17 protein-coding genes are annotated in these 20,912 nt (G+C 65.9%); 7 read left to right on the top strand and 10 right to left on the bottom strand.

Features of this window, described 5'->3' with window-relative positions; all coding sequences use genetic code 11:
* Nucleotides 1-713: 713 nt before the first annotated feature.
* Nucleotides 714-893, top strand: a complete 180-nt coding sequence (locus GQO94_RS15790) for a hypothetical protein (protein WP_156842400.1) — start codon at nucleotides 714-716, stop codon at nucleotides 891-893.
* A 9-nt stretch (nucleotides 894-902) separates the two neighbouring features.
* Here the strand turns inward: GQO94_RS15790 and GQO94_RS15785 are convergent, their stop codons facing one another.
* The 9 genes from GQO94_RS15785 to GQO94_RS15745 all read right to left on the bottom strand — a co-directional run bounded on the left by GQO94_RS15785 (nucleotide 903) and on the right by GQO94_RS15745 (nucleotide 11,058).
* The gene (locus GQO94_RS15785; RefSeq protein ID WP_156842399.1) at nucleotides 903-2,066 is read right to left on the bottom strand and encodes an isovaleryl-CoA dehydrogenase; all 1,164 of its coding nucleotides are present in this window, start codon (nucleotides 2,064-2,066) and stop codon (nucleotides 903-905) included.
* A gap of 228 nt (nucleotides 2,067-2,294) precedes the next feature.
* Nucleotides 2,295-3,503, bottom strand: coding sequence for a class I SAM-dependent RNA methyltransferase (locus GQO94_RS15780; RefSeq protein WP_156842398.1), 1,209 nt, complete (start codon nucleotides 3,501-3,503; stop codon nucleotides 2,295-2,297).
* 5 nt (nucleotides 3,504-3,508) lie between these two features.
* Nucleotides 3,509-4,906 carry an NAD(P)H-hydrate epimerase gene (locus GQO94_RS15775; protein WP_156842397.1) on the bottom strand — a complete coding sequence of 466 codons (1,398 nt, stop codon included), beginning with the start codon at nucleotides 4,904-4,906 and terminating at the stop codon, nucleotides 3,509-3,511.
* The gene (locus GQO94_RS15770) at nucleotides 4,893-5,249 is read right to left on the bottom strand and encodes a hypothetical protein (RefSeq protein WP_156842396.1); all 357 of its coding nucleotides are present in this window, start codon (nucleotides 5,247-5,249) and stop codon (nucleotides 4,893-4,895) included. The genes GQO94_RS15775 and GQO94_RS15770 overlap by 14 nt, the downstream gene beginning before the upstream one ends.
* A 4-nt stretch (nucleotides 5,250-5,253) precedes the next feature.
* On the bottom strand, nucleotides 5,254-7,110 hold the full coding sequence (gene ilvD / locus GQO94_RS15765) for a dihydroxy-acid dehydratase (protein ID WP_156842395.1): 1,857 nt from the start codon (nucleotides 7,108-7,110) through the stop codon (nucleotides 5,254-5,256).
* 122 nt (nucleotides 7,111-7,232) lie between these two features.
* Entirely contained in the window at nucleotides 7,233-7,604 is a 372-nt protein-coding gene (locus GQO94_RS15760; protein WP_156842394.1) for a DUF1622 domain-containing protein, read from the bottom strand.
* A 51-nt stretch (nucleotides 7,605-7,655) separates the two neighbouring features.
* The gene (locus GQO94_RS15755) at nucleotides 7,656-8,381 is read right to left on the bottom strand and encodes an N-formylglutamate amidohydrolase (protein ID WP_156842420.1); all 726 of its coding nucleotides are present in this window, start codon (nucleotides 8,379-8,381) and stop codon (nucleotides 7,656-7,658) included.
* Nucleotides 8,378-9,187 (bottom strand): 4-(cytidine 5'-diphospho)-2-C-methyl-D-erythritol kinase, encoded by an 810-nt coding sequence (locus tag GQO94_RS15750; RefSeq protein WP_156842393.1) that lies wholly within the window; start codon nucleotides 9,185-9,187, stop codon nucleotides 8,378-8,380. The genes GQO94_RS15755 and GQO94_RS15750 overlap by 4 nt, the downstream gene beginning before the upstream one ends.
* A gap of 218 nt (nucleotides 9,188-9,405) precedes the next feature.
* Nucleotides 9,406-11,058 carry an electron transfer flavoprotein-ubiquinone oxidoreductase gene (locus tag GQO94_RS15745; protein WP_156842392.1) on the bottom strand — a complete coding sequence of 551 codons (1,653 nt, stop codon included), beginning with the start codon at nucleotides 11,056-11,058 and terminating at the stop codon, nucleotides 9,406-9,408.
* 93 nt (nucleotides 11,059-11,151) lie between these two features.
* On the opposite strand from GQO94_RS15745, the gene GQO94_RS15740 reads away from it, so the two are divergent.
* The 6 genes from GQO94_RS15740 to GQO94_RS15715 all read left to right on the top strand — a co-directional run bounded on the left by GQO94_RS15740 (nucleotide 11,152) and on the right by GQO94_RS15715 (nucleotide 17,221).
* On the top strand, nucleotides 11,152-11,970 hold the full coding sequence (locus GQO94_RS15740) for a uracil-DNA glycosylase family protein (RefSeq protein ID WP_156842391.1): 819 nt from the start codon (nucleotides 11,152-11,154) through the stop codon (nucleotides 11,968-11,970).
* A 16-nt stretch (nucleotides 11,971-11,986) separates the two neighbouring features.
* On the top strand, nucleotides 11,987-13,786 hold the full coding sequence (locus GQO94_RS15735) for a lytic transglycosylase domain-containing protein (protein ID WP_156842390.1): 1,800 nt from the start codon (nucleotides 11,987-11,989) through the stop codon (nucleotides 13,784-13,786).
* Nucleotides 13,776-14,303, top strand: coding sequence for a molybdenum cofactor biosynthesis protein B (gene moaB, locus GQO94_RS15730; protein ID WP_156842389.1), 528 nt, complete (start codon nucleotides 13,776-13,778; stop codon nucleotides 14,301-14,303). Before GQO94_RS15735 ends, moaB begins: the two co-directional genes overlap by 11 nt.
* A 109-nt stretch (nucleotides 14,304-14,412) precedes the next feature.
* Nucleotides 14,413-15,618 carry a cytochrome P450 gene (locus GQO94_RS15725; protein ID WP_156842388.1) on the top strand — a complete coding sequence of 402 codons (1,206 nt, stop codon included), beginning with the start codon at nucleotides 14,413-14,415 and terminating at the stop codon, nucleotides 15,616-15,618.
* Nucleotides 15,619-15,661: 43 nt separating this feature from the next.
* A complete protein-coding gene (locus GQO94_RS15720; RefSeq protein ID WP_156842387.1) occupies nucleotides 15,662-16,732 on the top strand; it encodes a PA0069 family radical SAM protein in 1,071 nt (356 codons plus the stop codon).
* Between the two features lie 201 nt (nucleotides 16,733-16,933).
* The gene (locus tag GQO94_RS15715) at nucleotides 16,934-17,221 is read left to right on the top strand and encodes a hypothetical protein (protein WP_156842386.1); all 288 of its coding nucleotides are present in this window, start codon (nucleotides 16,934-16,936) and stop codon (nucleotides 17,219-17,221) included.
* A 109-nt stretch (nucleotides 17,222-17,330) separates the two neighbouring features.
* Here the strand turns inward: GQO94_RS15715 and dnaE are convergent, their stop codons facing one another.
* Nucleotides 17,331-20,897: a DNA polymerase III subunit alpha gene (gene dnaE / locus GQO94_RS15710; protein ID WP_156842385.1), complete on the bottom strand. Its 3,567-nt coding sequence runs from the start codon at nucleotides 20,895-20,897 to the stop codon at nucleotides 17,331-17,333.
* Nucleotides 20,898-20,912 lie beyond the last annotated feature (15 nt).

Below are 20,912 nucleotides of genomic sequence, written 5' to 3'. Positions count from 1 at the left end.
GCGCAAGTCGCGCCTACCGGTTCAGCTCAGGACGGCTAACCCCACGCCAACCCAGACGGACAAGCTCAGTCCCACTGCGACGACCAGTCCTGCGACAGATCTGGGTTCGCGCTTCTCTTCTGATTGGGTTCGCCACACACCCGAGCGACCATTGATCGGGATGACCCGAGAAGGACTTGCCCCCCTCTCGAACACGGCGAAGTTGTTCGTGGCTTCCATGTGTTTCTTATCCTCACCCTCCAGGCGAGCCACTGAGAACATCTCGCGACAGGCCTCGAACGCGATTAGAAAACGAATAATTCCCGCATTCGTTCCCTTTTTCGACCTGTTCATTTTAAAGGAAAAAGTCTTAAAACACAATGAAACCGGGCACCAGGAAGCAACGCGCGGGCATAGGAGCTTCCCGTGTTGCAGCGCACAATGACGGGCCGTTTCGCGCTACGAACGAAACTTGCGGCGCTTTCAGCCAGTTGCCGCGACTTCACCCGATTTGCTGACTTTGCGGCAGGATCATCTCTTCGCAACTGCGGACCCCTGTTGCAGCGGCCCACTCGATGAAATTTGCAGGTCCCAAGCGCCGGTTTTTGCAATTATTCCCGGTCATCCTGTGGAGAACCAGGTGGAAAAGTCGGGTGGCCCGGTGTGCCGCATACGTTTGACTCGCGGCATCGAGACAGCGTATCGAGCGCGCAGAGCTCAGGAGCATGGAACACATGGTTCGCAAGGGTATCTTTCGCACCGAACTGCCCGGCATCGGCCAATGCGCCAGAGTGGATATGCGCGCCGGCGATGCAGCGCCATACCTCGAGAAATCGATGTACGAGCTGCTCGGCTTCCAACCCCCATTCGAAACGCTGCCGACCCGCGAGGTCCGCAGCCTGATGGCGGCGTAGCTCGGGCGTCTAGGCTCCCGAGCCGATCAGTTCGCGACCGATGAGCATGCGCCGCACTTCGTTGGTGCCCGCGCCGATATCGAGCAGCTTGGCGTCGCGCAGATAGCGCTCGACCGGCCAATCCTTCGTGTAGCCCGCTCCGCCCAGCGCCTGCACGGCCTCTCCCGACACGCGAAACGCGCTTTCGCTGGCAAGCAGGATCGCTCCCGCCGCATCGAAACGCGTCGTACGGCCCGCATCGCAAGCCTTTGCGACGGCGTAGACGTATGCCCGCGCCGACTGCAGCGCGACGTACATGTCCGCGACTTTGGCCTGCATCAGCTGGAACGTGCCGATCGGCTTGCCGAACTGCTTCCTTTCACGAACGAACGGAATGACGGTATCGAGGCAAGCCTGCATGATCCCGAGCTGGAGCCCCGCAAGCACGACCCGCTCGTAATCCAGTCCGCTCATCAGCACGCCGACCCCGCCATTGAGCGGACCCATCACGTTCTCTTCGGGCACGAAGCAGTCGTCGAACACCAGCTCGCACGTGGGCGAGCCGCGCATGCCCAGCTTGTCTATCTTCTGACCGATCGAGAAGCCTTCCATACCCTTTTCGATCAGGAACGCGGTGATGCCCTTTGAGCCCTCGCCGGTCTTGGCATAGACCACCAGAGTATCGGCATAAGTCCCGTTGGTGATCCAGAACTTGGTTCCGTTCAGCCGGAAGCCGCCCGAAACCGCCGCCGCGCGCAGCTTCATCGAAACCACGTCGGACCCTGCCCCGGCCTCGGACATGGCGAGGCTGCCGACGTGCTCGCCCGAGATCAGCTTGGGAAGGTACTTGGCCTTCTGCTCTTCCGAGCCCCAGCGGCGGATCTGATTGACGCACAAGTTGGAATGCGCGCCATAGGACAGCCCGATCGAGGCTGAGGCGCGGCTCACTTCCTCGACCGCGATCACATGCTCGAGATAGCCGAGGCCGACGCCGCCCCAGTCCTCTTCGACCGTGATGCCGTGGAGCCCCAATTCACCCATAGCGGGCCACAGTTCCTCGCGCGGGAACCAGTCTTCCGCATCGATCTTTGCGGCCAGCGGCGCGATTTGCTCATCGGCGAAACGCGCGGTGGTTTCGCGAATCATCTCCGCACTTTCGCCGAGCGCGAAGTCGAAATCGGGGGTGGCGCGCATGGGTATTCTCTCCGCTAGCGTTGTCGTTTCGAACAAGGCCTGTTGCGCCGTGCTCGTTTCATCTGTCCTAGACCGGAAACATTGTTGCGCGCCACCCCTGTCCGTCGCGGCCGGGCGACGAACGTGAAGGTCTGCGCAAGAGGTGCGGTGTCGCCATCCGGCGCGACGGAGAGGCGGCAAGGACAAGTGCTGCCGATCGGCTCGCACTGGTCGGTGTCGACGGTGCGCCTAACGGGTCCAGTAACTTGCGAGTTCGACATGGGTGGACCAGCGGAACTGGCCGACCGGGCGCAGCGCCTCCAGCCGGTAGCCGCCTTCGCGCAGCCGCGCTCCGTCGCGTGCCCAGCTCGCCGGGTTGCAACTGATATAGACGACGCGGGCCACCTGACTGGCCGCAATCCGATCGACCTGATCGCGTGCGCCGGCGCGTGGCGGATCGAGCAGCACCGCCTCGAAGCGATCGAGCTCTTCGACCTGCAAGGGATTGCGGAACAAGTCGCGGTGCAGCGCATGAACCGGACGCTGTGCCCGGCCCGCGGCCGCCTTGCACGCCAGATGCGGCTCGCGCGCGGCTTCGGCGGCGAGCACCTTGCGGCCCGGCCCGGCCAGACCAAACGCGAAAGTACCGAGGCCCGAAAACAAGTCCGCGACCGTCGCGGTTCCGTCCAGCCATTCGCGCGCGGCCGCCAAGAGCGCCGCTTCGCCGTCCGCGGTGGCCTGGAGAAAGGCGCCGGGCGGCAGCGACACCGGCGCGCCGGCCAAAGTCACGGTCGCGGGTTCAGGCTCCCACAGCGCTTCGGGGCCATAGCCCTGATCGAGTGTCAGCCGCGCAAGGCTCTGATCGCGAGCGAAATCCAGCATGGCTTCGGTGGCGGCGAGCCCTTCGACCGCGAGGCCCTTGATGGCGATGTCGACGCCCTGATCGCAAAGCGCCAGTTCGATGTCGGCGGCAAGGCGCTTGCCTTGCTGGCGCGCGAGCAGCTTGCGCAGCGGTGCGACCAGCGCGAACAACGCGGGGTCGAGCACATGGCATTCGGCCATGTCGACGATCTTGTGCGAGCCCGCCTCGCGAAACCCGATGACGATCCGCCCCGCGCTGCGCTGGGCATGAAGCGTGGCGCGGCGGCGGCTCCTCGGCGGCGAGAGATGCGGCGGCGCCACCATCGCCGGTTCGAGCCCCTGCCCCTCGGCCGCATTGGCGACACGCTCACCAACGAAGGCCGCCAGCGCCTCCTCGTCGAGATGCTGAAGCTGGCAGCCGCCACACGTGCCGAAGTGGCGGCACGGCGGCGCGGCGTGGTGCGGACCGGGTTGCAGCGTGCCGTCGGCGAGCAAGACGTCGCCCGGTGCCGAGAGCGGGACGTGGCGTCCATCCGCCGTGACGCCATCGCCCTTGGCGGCGACGCGCAGGATCGTGCCCGGTTCGTTTACAGGCATCTCGCTCACAGGCAGGCGGCAAGCGCCTTGGGAACCGCAGCGGCAAGCTGGTTCGCGGAAAATGCCGGCGGACACAGCCGCGCAGCCGCGCCATGCAGCCACACGCCCTCGCAAGCCGCGGTGAACGCGTCCACCCCGGTCGCGGCGCGACTGGCGATCACGCCTGCCAGCACATCGCCGGTCCCTGCCGTCGACAGCCAGCTCGTCGCGCGCGGGGCGCAGGCGAGGCGGCCATCGGGCGCGGCGACCAGCGTATCCGGCCCCTTGGCGACCACGATCATGCCCGAGGCCGCTGCCAGGGCTACGGCGCGGTCCGGCTTCGAGCCGGTGCCGTCGAGATCGAAAGCGCGTTCGAGCGCGACCAGTTCGCCCTCGTGCGGCGTCGCGATGGTCGGCGCTTCACGTCCGGCAAGGCTGCGCGGGCCAAGCAGCACGAGCGCATCGGCATCGGCCACCACCGGCACCGGATCGCCCAACGCGATCGCCAGCCGCTCGCGCGCTTCGCCGCGCCGCCCCAGACCCGGCCCGACCAGCACCGCCGTGTTGCGATCGTCGACCAGAACATCGGACAAGCGCCCGGTATCGACCACGATGTCGTGCGGCGCGCGCGCCGCGCTATCGGCGAACACCTTGATATAGCCGGCCCCGGCACCTTGAGCGGCGTGCGCCGCCAGCATCGCGGCGCCCTGCATCTCGCCCCCGACGACTGCGAGCAGGCCGCGCTTGTACTTGTGCGCCTGCGCATCGGGCGCAGCGATCCGGGGCTGCGAGATCATGCTGGCCGCACCCGCGACCGGCTCCACGCCGATCGGCACGAAGCGCAGCGTGCCCATCATCGAAGCCGCCGGCATCAGCATATGCGCGAACTTCCAGGCGCCCAGAGCCAGCGTGAGATCGTAAGTCGGCAAGTCCTCGTTGAGCGCGAGGCCGCGATCGCTGTCGATCCCGCTCGGCACGTCGATCGCGATCGACTGGCCATGTCCGGCCACGAGACTCGTCAGCAGCTGGACATGTTCGGCGCTCAGCGCGCGGGTCAGCCCGCTTCCGAACAGGCAATCGACGAAGACTTCGCCCGAGCGGGCGGCGTCCGGGCCCAGCACGTCGCCCCGATAGGCGCTGCGCGCCTTCTCGGCGGCTTGGGACGTCGGCGGCATCGCCGCAATCACCGCGACATCGGCGCCGCGCGTGCGCAGGCTTTCCGCGATCACATAGCCGTCGCCGCCATTGTTGCCGGGCCCGCACAACACCGTCACCCGGCCACGACCGGCGATCCGCCAGATCCATTCGGCGGCCCCGCGACCGGCGGTGTCCATCAGCGCCTCGACGCTCGACCCAGCCTCGATCAGGGCTTGCTCGGCCGCGCGCATCTGCGCGACTGTCAGGACTTGCTCACTGCCCTGCATGCTTCGCCGTCATCGGAAAGAGATAGCGGTCCTCGCCCACCGTGACTGCGAACTTGCCATCCTCGAGGCGCGTAACCGCCTCCTCGGCACCGTCGCTGACCGCCAGGCCGCGGCCGTCGGTCAACACGTCGAAGCGCCGGAACGCGCCGTCCGGATGGCGCACCACCAGCGTAAGCTTCCCGTCGGCTTCGGACCGTTCGACCGCACAGACTTCCTTCATCTCCGTCTCGCCGCCGACGGCGCAGGCAACATGCTCCTCGCCTTCCGCGACGGGCGGCGGCGTATCGCCCGAAGAGCAGGCGGCAAGCAGCGACAACGGCAATCCGGCCAGCAGAACCCGCATCGCCTCAGCCCCGCTTCAGCTGCGTGACGTCACGCACCGCGCCGCGCGCCGCGCTCGTGGTCATGGCCGCGTAGGCCTGCAACGCGGGCGAGACCTTGCGCTGGCGCGGATGGACCGGCTGCCAAGCGTCGTCACCCTTCGTTTCGTGGTTCGCGCGGCGCTGCGCCAGTTCAGCGTCGGTGACGTCGAGATTGATCGTGCGCCCCGGAATGTCGATCTCGATGATGTCGCCGTTCTCGACCAGTCCGATCGCGCCGCCTTCGGCCGCTTCCGGCGAGACGTGGCCGATGGAAAGGCCGGAGGTGCCGCCCGAGAAGCGCCCGTCCGTCAGCAGCGCGCATTCGGCGCCAAGGCCCTTCGATTTCAAATAACTGGTGGGGTACAGCATTTCCTGCATGCCGGGACCGCCACGCGGGCCTTCATAACGGATCACCACCACATCGCCTGCTTCGACCTGCCCGCCCAGGATGCCGGCGACTGCCGCGTCCTGACTTTCGTAGACCCTTGCCTTCCCGGTGAATTTTAGGATCGATTCGTCGACGCCGGCCGTCTTCACGATGCAGCCATCGCGCGCGATATTGCCGTAAAGCACCGCAAGTCCGCCGTCCTGCGAGAAGGCGTGCTCCTTGGACCGGATCACGCCCCCCTCGCGGTCGAGATCGAGTTCGCTCCAGCGGCGCGACTGGCTGAAGGCGACTTGCGTCGGCACCCCGCCAGGCGCGGCGCGGTAGAATTCCTGCACGCTCGGTTCGTTGGTCTGCGCGATGTCCCAGCGCTTGAGCGCGTCGCCCAACGTGCGCGCATGGACCGTCGGGCACTCGGCATGAAGCAGCCCGGCACGGTCCAGCTCGCCCAGGATCGCCATGATCCCGCCGGCCCGGTGCACGTCTTCCATGTGCACATCCGCCTTGGCCGGCGCGACTTTCGAAAGGCACGGAACCTGGCGCGAAAGCCGGTCGATGTCGTTCATCGTGAAGTCGACCCCGGCCTCGTGCGCGGCGGCCAGCAAGTGGAGCACGGTGTTGGTCGATCCGCCCATCGCGATATCGAGGCTCATCGCGTTCTCGAACGCTTCGAACGTGGCGATATTGCGCGGCAGCGCGGCTTCGTCGTCGTTCTCGTAATAGCGATGACAAAGATCGACCACGAGCCGCCCCGCTTCACGGAACAGCCGTTCGCGATCGCCGTGGGTGGCGAGGGTCGAGCCGTTGCCGGGCAGCGAGAGGCCCAGCGCCTCGGTCAGGCAATTCATCGAATTGGCCGTGAACATGCCGGAGCACGAACCGCAGGTCGGGCAGGCCGAACGTTCGATGGCCGTCACGTCCTCGTCCGAATAGCTTTCGTCGGCGGCCGCAACCATCGCATCGACCAGGTCCAGCGCGCGCTCCTTGCCCTTGAGCACGACCTTGCCCGCCTCCATCGGCCCGCCCGAGACGAACACGCAAGGAATGTTGATCCGCATCGCCGCCATCAGCATGCCCGGCGTAATCTTGTCGCAGTTCGAGATGCACACCATCGCATCGGCGCAATGCGCATTGACCATGTACTCCACGCTGTCGGCGATAAGATCACGGCTCGGCAAGGAATAGAGCATGCCGTCGTGGCCCATGGCGATGCCGTCATCGACCGCGATGGTGTTGAACTCCTTGGCGACGCCGCCCGACGCCTCAATCTCGCGCGCGACCAGCTGGCCAAGATCCTTGAGGTGGACGTGGCCCGGCACAAACTGGGTGAACGAGTTCACCACCGCGATGATCGGCTTGCCGAAATCGCTGTCCTTCATGCCGGTCGCGCGCCACAGCCCGCGCGCGCCTGCCATGTTGCGGCCGTGAGTGGTGGTGCGGGAACGATAGGCGGGCATGTCAGTCAAACTCCGGTGGAACGCGGTGGAAAACCACGGGTGCGGGGGCCGGCCCTAAAGGAATCCGCAGCGCCTGGCGATGCAAAAATGGGGGATCTATGCCGCGAAAACCAGGCGACGGCTCAGCCGGAAGCGCCGTTTTCGTTCGGTGACCGCTTGCTTTGCCACGGCCATCTGCCCTCGATCTCGACTTCGAGCGACCAGCTCAGGAACGTCCGGATCACCACGACCGCGCCGAGAATGCCCACGCTCTCGAGGCTCGGTTCGAGCGCCACGGTGTTGATGATGTCCCCGGCGACCAGGAATTCCAGCCCGAGCAGGATCGAGCGGCCCAGGCGTGAGCGGAAACAGCGCACGTCCCAACGACCCGCGCGAACCCGGTCGATCAGCGCCTGAAGCGCGGACCAGACCGCGCCGATAATGATCGCGAGGATCCCCACCGCCTCGAACCCGGCCCGAGTGGCGTGTGCCAGATCGATCAGCAAGGACTGCATCGAGTACTCCCTCCCCTCATCGCGCAGCCGGCCGAGCAATAGGCGCCGCCGTCATCGAGCAAGCTGCGCGCCTATCTGCCGGCAGATCCGCTCCAGCCGCTCGGCCCACTCGGCCTGCCCGGCCCGATCCTCGATCAGATCCTGCCGGACCTCGATGTAGAGATAGGCCCGCCCCGCGCTTTCGACGTGCCGCTCGATCGCGGCGTTATAGACTTTGCCCGAATACGGCAGTTGGTCGCCGACCACGAGGCCATCGGCCTCGAGCAGCGGCTGCGCGAGGCGCGCGCCGCGATCGTCGTTGTCGTAGAGGAGCCCGCAGTGCCAGGGGCGAAGTTCGTCGGGCCTGCTGGCGAGGCGCGGTGTGTAGCTGTGCAGGATCAGCGTCAGCGCGGGCGGCGTGTCTGCGAGCAGCCGCGTCAGGCGGTGGTGAAACGGGCGATGAAAGCGCGCCAGTCGCGCCTCGCGGTCGATGCCGATGTTGCCGGGGATCGGGTGGCCGTCGCTGGCTTCAGGGATCGCGGCGGGATCGGTTTCGGTGCGGTTGGTGTCGCACACGAGGCGGCTGACGTTGCCCAGCATCGCGGCGACGCCGTCGTGGCGGACCATGTGCTCAGCGATCCCGGCGACGCCGATGTCGATGGCGATGTGCTCGCTCATGAGCGCGGGATCGATGCCCAGCGCAATGTCGTCGGGCACACGATTCGAGGCGTGATCGGCGACGATGAGGATGCCACCCGCGCTGGGTGTACCGAGAAGGCGATAAGCTTCGGACATTATCGCAAGGCTCCGCTCATCTGCCACCAGTCGGCATGCTCGGAAGCGATCGCTGCAGCCGACGCGTCGCGCGCTTGCGGGGTATCGTAGAGCGCGAAACAGGTCGCGCCCGAGCCCGACATGCGCGCGAGCCATGGCGCAGTCCTGCGCAGGGCTTCCAGCACGTCGGCGATCACCGGCGCGATCACGATAGCCGGCGCTTCGAGGTCATTGCGGCCGGCGAGCGCGATCGCGCGCAAGTCGCCCTCGGGCAGAGCGCCGCGATCCTTGCCGTCCCAGCCCTTGAACACCGGCCCCGTCGCCAGTGCCACGCGCGGATTGACCAGCAGGACCGGACAACCGGCCAGATCGTTCGGCACGGGTTCGAGCTCGGTGCCGGTCCCCCTACCGATGCAAGCCTCGCTGCGCACGCAGGCCGGCACATCCGCGCCCAGCTTCGCCGCGCGCGCATGCCAGTCTTCGGGCAAGCCGTGTTCGGTCTCCACCATCCGGAACACCGCCCCCGCGTCCGCCGAGCCACCGCCCAGCCCGGCTGCGACCGGCAAGCGCTTCTCCAGTTCGACCGCCCAGCCCTTGCCATGCGGCAGTCCGGACAAGGCCTGCGCGACGATATTGCCAAACGGATCCGTGAGTTGCCCGGCGAACTCACCATGCGTTCGGAGCTCGTCCTGCGCCGCCACGCGCGCCGTCAGCCGATCGCCCTGATCGACGAAGGCGAACACCGTTTCGAGTTCATGATACTCATCCTCGCGCCGCCTGCGGACATGCAGCGCGAGGTTGATCTTGGCGTAGGCGGTCTCTGCGCTCACATCACGTCACCTGAAACCGAGCCTCATCCTAGAAACCCCGTCATGCTGAACTCGTTTCAGCATCCATTCCGCCTCCCGGACCGGCATTGCGTTACGAGAAATGGACCCTGAAACGAGTTCAGGGTGACGCGTGTTTACGGCTACCATTTATCATGATGGGCGATCAACAAAGCGCGGCGGCGACGATCAAAAAGCCAACCAACGCCCCTCATCGCCCATCACATATTCGGGTAATTCGGCCCGCCGCCGCCCTCTGGCGCGGTCCAGACGATCTGCTGACCCGGATCCTTGATATCGCACGTCTTGCAGTGGACGCAGTTCTGCGCGTTGATCTGGAAACGCTTTTCGCCAGTGTCCTCGTTGGTCACGTACTCATAGACGCCCGCCGGGCAGTACCGGGTCGAAGGGCCGCCATAGACCGGCAGTTCCACCGCGGTCGGATAGTCCGGGTCCTTGAGCTTCAAGTGGCACGGCTGGTCTTCCTCGTGGTTGGTGAACGAGAACGACACGCTGGTGAGCCGGTCGAAGGTGATCTGGCCATCGGGCTTGGGATAGGCGATCGGCTTATACAGATCGGCGCGGCCGGTGGCGCGGTAGTCCGGGTGGTGCTTCATCGGCTTGGCGACGCCGAAGCCGAACAGCGTGCGCAGCCACATATCGGCGCCGGCCAGCACGGTGCCCATCTCGCCGCCCCACTTGGCGACAAGCGGCTCGGCGTTCTGGACGAGCTTGAGCTCCGTTGCGATCCAGCTGTCGCGCACCGCGGCATCGTATTCGTCGAGGCTGTCCTGCTCGCGGCCCGCCTTGATCGCAGCGGCAATCGCTTCGGCGGCAAGCATGCCGCTCTTCATCGCGGTGTGCGTGCCCTTGATACGCGGCACGTTGACGAAGCCCGCCGAACAGCCCGCAAGCACACCGCCGGGGAACGCCAGCTTGGGCACCGACTGCCAGCCGCCCTCGTTGATCGCACGCGCACCGTACGCAACGCGCTTGCCACCTTCGAGAATCGCGCGAATCTCCGGGTGCTGCTTCCAGCGCTGGAATTCCTCGAACGGATAGACGTAGGGATTCTTGTAATCGAGCGCGGTGACGAACCCGATCGCCACCTGATTGTTGGCCTGGTGGTAGAGGAACCCGCCACCCCAGCTATCACTCTCCGAGAGCGGCCAGCCCTGGGTGTGGATCACGCGGCCGGGGACGTGCTTGTCGGGATCGATGTCCCACAGCTCCTTGATGCCGAGACCATAGACCTGAGGCTCGCAATCGGCCTCCAGATCGTACTGCACTTTCAGCAGCTTGGTCAGTTGACCTCGCGCGCCTTCGCAGAACACGGTGTACTTGCCGAGCAGTTCCATGCCGGGCTGGTAGTCGCCCTTGTGGCTGCCGTCGCGCGCCACACCCATGTCGCCGGTGGCAACGCCGGTCACGCGGCCCTGATCGTCATAGAGAACTTCCGCGGCGGGGAAGCCGGGGAAGATCTCGATCTCCATTTCCTCGGCCTTTTCCGCCAGCCAGCGACACAGATTGCCGAGCGAGCCGGTGTAGTTGCCGTCGTTCGACATGAACGGCGGCATCAGGATATGCGGCATCGAGAGCTTCTTGCCCTTGGTCATGTACCAGTGCCAGTTGTCGGTCACCGGCGTTTCGGCCAGCGGGCAGTCCATCTCGCGCCATTCGGGCAGCAATTCGTCGAGCGCCTTGGGATCGACCACCGCACCCGAAAGGATGTGCGCGCCGATCTCTGAGCCCTTTTCGAGCACCACCACGCTGAGCTCGGGATCGATCTGCTTCAACCGGATCGCGGTGGATAGGCCGGCGGGTCCGCCGCCGACAACGACCACGTCATAAGGCATCGATTCGCGTTCGCTCATGGGGCTCCGTGTCCTGTCGTCTTTTGTTTTACCGGGCGATTAGCCATTTAAAGAGCCTTGATTGGTGGAGTGCGGCAGGTCAAGACCCGTGGCATGCCCACTGGGTCAAATCCCGATTTCGCGCGTGAGTTCGCTGCCGTCCTCGACTGGTGGCGCGAAGCCGGCGTGGATTGCGACTTCGTCGACGAGCCGAAGAGCTGGATCGACGCGTCCGGCGCTGCCGAATCGTCGGCCAACCAGGCACCGACGGATCGCGGATCCATGGCCCCGGCGAACGACCAGGCCCCCCCAAGCTCTCGCGAAGCGGTGAGCGCCCCCCGCCAGATTGCGTCGACCTCGGCGCTTGCCCCAAGTGCTCACACCATTCCTCCGGAAAGCCTGCCCACCGATCTGGCGGCCTTTCAGCAGTGGTGGATGCAAGAGCCCGCGCTCGACGAAGGCCGGACCGGGCAGCGGATCCCGCCGCGCGGTCCCCACGGCGCCGAGCTGATGGTGCTGGTGCCCGAACCCGAAGTCGGCGACCGCGAGCGGTTGTTGTCAGGTCCGCAAGGGCGTCTGCTCGAAGGCTTCCTTCAGGCAGCGAAGTTCAATGCGGATTCGGTCTATCATGCCAGCTTCCTGCCTCGGCACAGCCCCGGCACGGACTGGCACGGCGCGGAACCCGCGGTATTGGCGCCTGCCGTGCTCAGGCACATCGCATTGGCAGAGCCCAGGCGCTTGCTCGTCTTGGGTTTCAACGTCCTGCCGCTGCTTGGCAACGAGCCACCGCAAGGCCCTGCAAGTTTAGCAATTCTTAAGCATGAAGGCGTGACGATACCGATGCTCGCTGCAAGAGCTCTTGCCGGGATGGACCAGCGTCCCTTCTGGAAAGCGGCTCTTTGGAAAGCATGGCTCGAATGGAACCGAGCCTGATCGGAAATCGCTGGGGATGAACCGGGGAACTCGAACGTTGCAATCTGCTATCAAGACAGTTCTGCTTGCCGCCTGTTGCGCCGCCCTCGCCGCGCCAGTGCCGGCCTTGGCCAACAGCGCTGCGGTCGATTACTTCCGCAATCGCGCGGACCGTTCAGCGGTGCCTTCGCTGCTCAGCCACGATGACCGTGAGTATTACAAGCAGGTCTTCGCCGCGATCGAAAGCAAGGACTGGGCGAAAGTCCAGCAGATGTTCGCCGAGCGGCCCGACGGCCCGCTGCACCAGCAGGCCCGCGCCGAATACTATCTCGCCGCCGGCTCGCCGAGGATCGAGCTGCCCGAACTGCAGAACTGGCTCGCGCAAGGCACCAGCCTTCCCGGGGCAGACCAGATCGGTCGGCTCGCGCTGAAGCGTGGCGCGGAAACGCTGCCCCCCCTCCCCGCCGAGCAGCCGTTCGTGCGGCTTCCCACGTTTGCCAAGCGCATCAAACCTGCCGCGATCAACGACGGGACGATGCCCGCCGCCATTTCCGACGGGATCCTCGATCGCATCAAGAACGACGATCCGCTCGGCGCGCGCATTTTGCTCGACGGGATCGAGACATCGCTCAGCCCTTCGGCGCTGGCCGAATGGCGCCAGCGGATCGCCTGGAGCTTCTACATCGAGAATCAGGATGCCCCGGCTTACGAACTGGCGCAGCGCGCCGCGCAAGGCACGGGCGACTGGGTCGGCGAAGCCTGGTGGACCGCGGGGCTCGCGGCCTGGCGCCTGGGCGACTGCGACGGCGCCGCCGACGCATTCCGCAACGCCGCCGCGCGCTCGACCAACGACGAGCTGACGTCCGCATCCTACTACTGGCAGAGCCGCGCGCTGGTCCGCTGTCGCAAGCCCGAAGCGGCTGCCGACGTGCTGCGGATGGCGGCGAAGCGCGACGAGACGCTTTATGGCATGCTCGCCTTCGAGAGCCTGGGCCTCAAGGTGCCCGAGCAACACGCCGGAGCCGACTTCGCGCAAGCCGACTGGCAGCAGTTGCGCGGTATCGACAACGTGCGCACCGCGGTCGCGCTCAACGAGATCGGCCAGGCATCGCTCGCGGACGAAGTCTTGCGGCATCAGGCTCGCATCGGCAGCCCCTCGCAGTACGAGCCGCTCAGCCGGCTGGCGCGCGACATGGGCCTGCCCTCCACCCAGCTGTGGATGGCGTACAACGCGCCCAATGGCGGCAAGCCCGAACCGGCGACTCGCTTCCCCACCCCGAAGTGGACGCCGGTGGGCGGCTGGACGGTCGATCCGGCGCTGGTCTACGCGCACGCGCTGCAGGAATCGGTGTTCCGCACCAGCGTCGTCAGTCCGGCCGGCGCGCGCGGGCTGATGCAGATCATGCCAGCCGCCGCGAAGGACCATTCGGGCACGCTCGGCTACACCGGCAACGAAAGCGATCTCAATCGCCCCGAAGTCAATCTCGCGTTCGGCCAGCGGCACATGCAAGTGCTCCAGACCTCCTCGGGCACGCAAGGACTGCTGCCCAAGGTGATGGCGGCCTACAACGCCGGGCTTTCGCCGGTGATGCGCTGGAACAGCGAAGTGCACGACGGCGGCGATCCGCTGCTGTGGATGGAGTCGATCCCCTATTGGGAAACGCGCGGCTACGTGAACATCGTCATGCGTAATTACTGGATGTACGAGCGGCAGGCGGGCGGCGATTCCGAAAGCCGCATCGCGCTCGCACAAGGTATGTGGCCGACTTTCCCGGGGCTCACCGGCTCGCGGGCCGTGCGCATGGCGGCCAACGGGACCATCGCGAATGCCCGTTGACGAGAGCCGCGAGTTCAAGCCGGTCGCGATTGCGCTGCTGACGATTTCGGACACGCGCACTGCCGAAAACGACACTTCGGGCGATATCCTCGCCGAGCGAATCAAGGCCGCGGGGCACCGCCTCGCCGCACGCGCGATCGAGCGCGACGATGCGGCGCGAGTCGCCAGCCGCTTCAACAACTGGATCGACGACCAGGAGATCGACGTTGTGGTCAGCACCGGCGGCACCGGTCTTACCGGCCGCGACGTCACGCCGGAAGCGCTCGACCGCGTGAAGGAAAAGGACATTCCCGGCTTCGGCGAGCTGTTCCGCTGGCTGAGCTACAAGACCATCGGCACCTCGACCGTCCAGTCGCGCGCGCACGCCGTGGTCAGCCGGGGAACCTACATCTTCGCCCTGCCCGGCTCGAACGGCGCGGTGAAGGACGGCTGGGACGGTATCCTCGCCGAACAGCTCGACAGCCGCAACCGGCCCTGCAACTTCGTCGAACTGCTGCCCCGCCTGCGCGAGAGCTGAGCGACGACCGGCCGGAGGCTGAAAACAGGCACCGGCTGGTCAAAGAGCGAGTTGTTAGCGCCGTCGCTCCGGATAGCTTCCTCCTTAAAATAATAAGGAGAGGCAGGTCATGGCGACCAGCGCTGCAGCAATCCCCGAGCACGTCCCTGCCGATCGCGTCGTCGATTTCGACGTGTTCGCGCCGCCCGGCGCCGAAGTCGACTATTTCGCCGCGTGGGACAGCTTGCGCGGCGGACCCGCCGTCGTCTGGACCACGGCCAACGGCGGGCACTGGATTGCCGCCGATGGGGCCACCACCCGCGCGCTCTGGGGAGATAGCGAGCGCCTTTCGAGCGAGCCGCTGGCCGTCGTGCCAGGCCTCGCCGAAGTGATGCGCTTCATCCCGCTCCAGCAGGACCCTCCCGAGCACAAGCCGTTTCGCACCGCGGTGATGAAGGGCTTTGCCAATCACCATGTCGCCGCGATGGAACCGCTGGTGCGCGAGGTCGCGCGCGAACTGATCGCCGAGCTCAAGCCGGCGGGCAGCTGCGAATTCATGACGCGTTTCGCCGAGGTTCTGCCGATTCACATCTTCCTCACACTGATCGGCGTACCCACGCAGGACCGCCCGAAGCTGCGACCGCTCGGCCAGCAGCTGACGCGCCCCGACGGCTCGATGACCGTCGAGCAGTTGCGCGATGCGGCCGACGAGTATCTCGCGCCCTACGTGCGAGAACGGCTCGCCGATCCGGGCGAGGACTTGTTCAGCCGCATTCTCGCCGTGCCGATCGAAGGGCGCGCCTGGACGATGGACGAAGCGATGCGGATGTGCCGAAATCTCCTGTTCGGCGGGCTCGACACGGTGGTTTCCATGTTCGGCCAGTTCGCGCTGCACCTCGCGCGCCATCCCGAGGACCAGGCAAGGCTGCGCGCCGAACCCGATCTTATCCCGGCGGCGACCGACGAACTCATGCGCCGTTATCCGATGGTCTCGGTAACGCGGGGCTGCACCGAGGACATCGCGATCGATGGCGTGACCATGCGTGAAGGCGACCTCGTCTATCTCAACGCCTCGATGCACAACCTCGACGAAAGCTGCTTCGAGCGCGCGCGCCAGGTCGATTTCGACCGCAAGCTGCCGCCGATCCGGCATACGACGTTGGGCAGTGGCGCGCATCGCTGCGTCGGCGCGGGGCTGGCGCGAATGGAAGGCATCGTGTTCCTCGAGGAATGGCTTGCCGCCATCCCCACCTTCCGGATCGCGCCAGGGAGTCGCCCGCGTTACCGCGCCGGCAACGTCGGTGCGCTCACGGAATTGATGCTCGACTGGCGCTGAATTCGGACTCGCGCTCGCGCAATGTTCGTATTATGTTCTGCGCATGGAGCAGAGCAAGGGCCGTGGGGCTCAATCGGGTGAGGCATCACGCCGCTTCGGTCTCGACCAACGCGAAGCCGATGGCGACTGGTTGGATGTGCAGGACTCTGTCGATGGCCCTGTGGACAAGCTGCGGACAACTGTGACCGAGGAACATCCTCGGTCGATCCTCAGCTTCAACGCGTCGCCGGATATCCCGTTCGACCGTTCGGTCAATGCCTATCGCGGCTGCGAGCACGGCTGCATCTACTGCTTCGCGCGCCCGACGCATGCTTATCACGACTTGTCGCCCGGGCTCGATTTCGAGACGAAGCTCTTCGCCAAGCCTGCTGCCGCGCGGCTGCTGCGCGAGACGCTGGCCAAGCGCGGCTATCGCCCTGCCCCGATCGCGATGGGCACCAACACCGACCCCTACCAGCCGATCGAGGCGGAATACCGGATCATGCGCGAGGTGCTCGAATTGTGCCTCGAGACGCGCCATCCGGTGACGATCACCACCAAGTCCGACCGCATCCTGCGTGATCTCGACGTGCTGACCGCAATGGCGCGGCTGCATCTCGTCTCGGTCGGGATTTCGGTTACGAGCATGGAGCCGCGCCTGTCACGGCTGCTCGAACCGCGCGCCGCCGCGCCCGGCAAGCGGATCGCCGCGCTCGGCGCGCTGGTCGAAGCCGGAGTGCCCTGCCACGTCTCGGTCGCGCCGGTGATCCCCTCGATCACTGACCAATACATCGAGGCCATCCTCGAAGCGGCGGCCGCTCACGGCGTGCGCGCCGCAACCTGGATCATCGTGCGGCTGCCGCACGAAGTGGCACCGCTGTTTCGCGAATGGCTCGAAACCCATTTCCCGGACCGCGCCGGCAAAGTGATGGCGACGATCCGCTCGATCCGCGGCGGACGCGACAACGATCCGCGCTTCGTCAACCGGATGCGCCCCGAAGGCGTCTGGGCGGATCTGTTCCGCAGTCGCTTCCGCCTGGCGATGAAGCGCCAAGGCATGACCGGGCCGAATGCGCGGCTCGATTGCGCGCAGTTCCGCAAACCCGGCCCCGGCGGGCAACTCACGCTGCTCTAGCCGGGCTTTTGCGATGACCTCGACAAGGGCCTGGCACTTGCCGGGGAAATGCTCGCCAATGCGCCGATGGGCCTGCGCCTCACCAAAGAGGCGATGAACGTTCCCATCCCAAAATTCATATTAAGCACGATTTTTCTGAAACCGGTTCGGGCCGAGCGCGTTACCCCCCTCACAACAAAGTGGTCCATAAAGGAGCCCGTCATGGTTGAAGAACGCATCACTACTGTCGAAGGGGAAGGCACTCCGTCGGCGCATACCACCGTCATCCGCGACGGGGAGCCCACCAAGAGCGGCGGTGGCGCCGGCATCATCATGGCGCTCGTGCTTCTGGTCGCGGTCGTGGGGGGGATCTACCTGTTCAGCCAGTCCAACTCGAGCGAGGTCGCCAAGGACAACGCGATCGCCAGCGCCGCCAACGAAGTCGGCGATGCGGCCAGTTCGGTCGGCGAAGCTGTCGATTCGGCGGCCGACAAGGTGACCAACAAGTAAGCGAATCACGCGTTTTGCGCAGATTGGAGGCCTCGTTCCGTTGGGGGAGCGGGGCCTTCGTCCGATTTCGAACCTAGCAGATTGCCTCGAGGCGGCCCGCCGAGCCCGTTCAGGCCACCAGCCGCAAGTGATCGCCGCTGCGCCGCGCCGTCAGCGCCACATTGGCCAGCCCCTCGACTTGCGCCAGTTGCTCGGCGAAATCCCCGTCGAGCGCGAAGCTGCGACCGAGACGGACGTTCTGCACTTGCCCATCCTCGAGATGCAGGCGGGCGATCACTTCGCCGCAGTTCTTTTCGCCCGGACGCAATAGCAGCGCCAGTTCGCGCAGCGCTTCGACGCGATGCACGTCGAGCTTGAGCAGCATTCGTGCATCGGTGCGCACTTCGGCGAGCGGACGCGCACCGCGCACGGTGACGCGTGGGGGCTCGTCGGGGCTCGGGCTGTCGAGTTCGACCGTCAGCAGCACGCAAGTGCCCTCCTTCGCCCAGCGCACGAAGCTCTCGACCATGCTTTCCTCGAAGCATGAGGCGGAGAACTGGCCCGACTGGTCGGAAAAGTCGGCCAGGACATAGTCCTTGCCGCGCTTGGTCTTGCGCCGCTGCACGTTCTCGACCAGCGCGGCCATGACCGCGCCCGAGCGCCCGTCGCCGCCGCCGGTCATCAAGCTCGCGTAAGTCCGCGCGCCGTTGGCCGAAGCGATCGCGCGCCATTGTTCGACCGGATGCGCGGCGAAATAGAAGCCGAACACCTCGCGCTCCTTTTCCATCTGCTCGACGCGGTCCCACGGCGCGCAATCGATCAGCCGCAGCGACTGTTCCTCGTGGTCGTCGCCACCGAACAACCCATGCTGATTGCTGGTGCGTTCGCGCGCGGAGCGGTCCGCTTCGGCAAGCAGCGTATCGGCATTGGCAAGCACGCGGGCTCGATTGGGTTCGAGACCGTCAAAGGCGCCGGCGGCGGCCAGGCTTTCCAGCTGGCGGCGGTTCATCGATCCGGCGGGCGCGCGGCGGAACACGTCGTCGAGATCGGCGAAGCGGCCGTTCGCCTGCCGCTCGGCGACCACCGCCTCCATCGCCTTTTCGCCGACGTTGCGAATGCCCGCGAGCGCATAGCGCACCGCGTGGCCTTCCTCGGTGACGTCGACCATGAACTCGGCTTCCGAGGCGTTGATGTCGGGCGGCGCGAGTTCGAAGCCGTTGCGGCGCATGTCGTCGACGAAGATCGCCAGCTTTTCCGACTGGTGCATGTCGAAGCACATCGAGGCCGCGTAGAATTCATGCGGGTAATGGGCCTTGAGCCAGGCGGTATGATACGCGAGCAGCGCGTAGGCGGCGGCGTGCGACTTGTTGAAGCCGTAGCCCGCGAACTTGTCGATCAAGTCGAACAGCTCGTTGGCCTTGGGCGCGTCGATGCCGGAGACTTCCTTGCAGCCGGCGACAAAACGCTGGCGCTGGATGTCCATTTCGGCCTGGATCTTCTTGCCCATCGCGCGGCGCAGCAAGTCGGCATCGCCCAGCGAATAGCCCGCCAGGATCTGCGCGGCCTGCATGACCTGTTCCTGGTAAACGAAGATGCCATACGTCTCGGCGAGGATCAGCGAGAGCTTCTCGTGCGGATACTCGATTTCGGCGAGGCCGTTCTTGCGCTGGCCGAACAGTGGAATGTTGTCCATCGGACCCGGCCGGTAGAGCGAGACGAGCGCGATGATGTCACCGAAATTGGTCGGCTTCACCGCCGCCAGCGTCCGCCGCATGCCTTCCGATTCGAGCTGGAACACGCCGACGGTGTCGCCACGCTTGAGCAGTTCGTAGACCTGTGGATCGTCCCAGGGCAGCGTGGACAGATCGACAGTGATGCCGCGCCGTTCGAGCAGATCGGTCGCCTTGCGTAGCACCGACAGCGTTTTGAGGCCGAGAAAGTCGAACTTCACCAGACCCGAATCCTCGACATATTTCATGTCGAACTGGGTGACGGGCATGTCCGACCGCGGATCACGGTAGAGCGGGACGAGCTGCGAGAGCGGTCGGTCACCAATAACCACACCCGCCGCGTGGGTAGAGGAGTTGCGCGGCAGGCCTTCCAGTTGCTTGGCGAGATCGACGAGGCGCTTCACCTCGTTGTCGTTCTCGTACTCGCGACGGAAATCGGCGGCGCCGTTGAGCGCACGTTCGAGCGTCCACGGGTCGGTCGGGTGGTTGGGCACCATCTTGGTCAGCCCATCGACTCGTCCGTAGCTCATCTGCAGGATGCGGCCGCAATCGCGCAGCACTGCGCGCGCCTTCATCTTGCCGAACGTGATGATCTGCGCGACGTGATCGTGGCCGTACTTGGCCTGGACATAGCGGATCACTTCACCGCGCCGGGTTTCGCAAAAGTCGATGTCGAAGTCCGGCATCGAGACGCGCTCGGGATTGAGGAAGCGTTCGAACAGCAGGCCCAGCTTGAGCGGATCGAGATCGGTGATGGTCAGCGCCCAGGCGACCACCGAGCCCGCGCCCGAACCGCGCCCCGGCCCCACCGGAATGCCGTTGTCCTTGGCCCACTTGATGAAGTCGGCCACGATCAGGAAGTAGCCCGGAAACCCCATCCCGATGATGATCTTGACTTCGAAATCGAGGCGCTTGGCGTATTCCAGAAACACGTCCTCGACGCCTTGCGGCGCGAGCCGCTCAGCGAAGGCGGACGCGCGCTCGTCTTCGGGCAAGACCATCACGGCGTCGAGATCCTCGACGGTGGTCTCCGGCCAATAGGGAGCAAGGCGGCGCGCCAGGCCCATCCGCGCGTCGGCGGCCAGCATCTTCGCCTCGCCCTCGCGGTCGCCCGCCAGGCTGGGCAGCAGCGGCTTGCGCTTGGGCGGCGCAAAGGCGCAGCGCTGCGCGACGACCAGCGTGTTGGCGATCGCCTCGGGCAGATCGGCGAACAGCTCCTTCATCATCGGGTGCGACTTCACCCAGCGCTCGCGCTCCGAGCGCGGCCGATCCGCGGCATCGATGTGGGTCGAATTGGCGATGCACAGCATCGCGTCGTGCGCTTTGTGGAACCCCGGCTCGGCGAACTGCGCGGGGTTGGTCGCGACCAGCGGAAGGCCGCGCGCGTACGCCAGATCGATCAGCGCGTCTTCGCTGGCGTCCTCCACCGGATCGCCGGTGCGCGAAATCTCGATGTAGAGCCGATCGCCGAAACAACGCTGCAGCCAGGTCGCTTCCGCCTCGGCGGCCTCGGTCTCGCCCGCGGCAAAGTGCCGCGCCAACGCGCCTTCCGCTCCCCCGGTGAGGCAGATCAGCCCGTCCGCGTGGCCTTCGAAGGCATCACGCGTGACATGCGGATCGAACTCGACCGGGCGCGCGAGATGCGCGAGGCTGACGAGGTGGCACAAGTTGTTCCAGCCGGTCTCGTCCTGCGCATAGAGACCGAGCCAGTCGATCAGCGGTTCGCCGAGCCCCGACTTCTCGTCGCGCGCGACCGCCAGGAAGGTGCCGATGATCGGCTGGATGCCGCTTCCGCGCGCCGCGCCGGCATAAGCGCTCGACGCATAGAGGCCGTTGCGATCGCACAGTGCGGCCGCGGGAAAGCCGCGCTCCTTGGCCACTTTGGCGATCGCTTTGGGATCGATCGCGCCGTCGAGCATCGTGTAGCAGGAGAAGATCCGAAGGGGCACGAAAGGGACGAAAGCCATCGCCCATAGTTACTC

The sequence above is a fragment of the Novosphingobium aquimarinum genome, assembly GCF_009746585.1.
GTDB lineage: Bacteria > Pseudomonadota > Alphaproteobacteria > Sphingomonadales > Sphingomonadaceae > Novosphingobium > Novosphingobium aquimarinum.
Note: the sequence above shows the minus strand (reverse complement) of the source record. Positions and strands in the feature narration are given on the sequence as shown.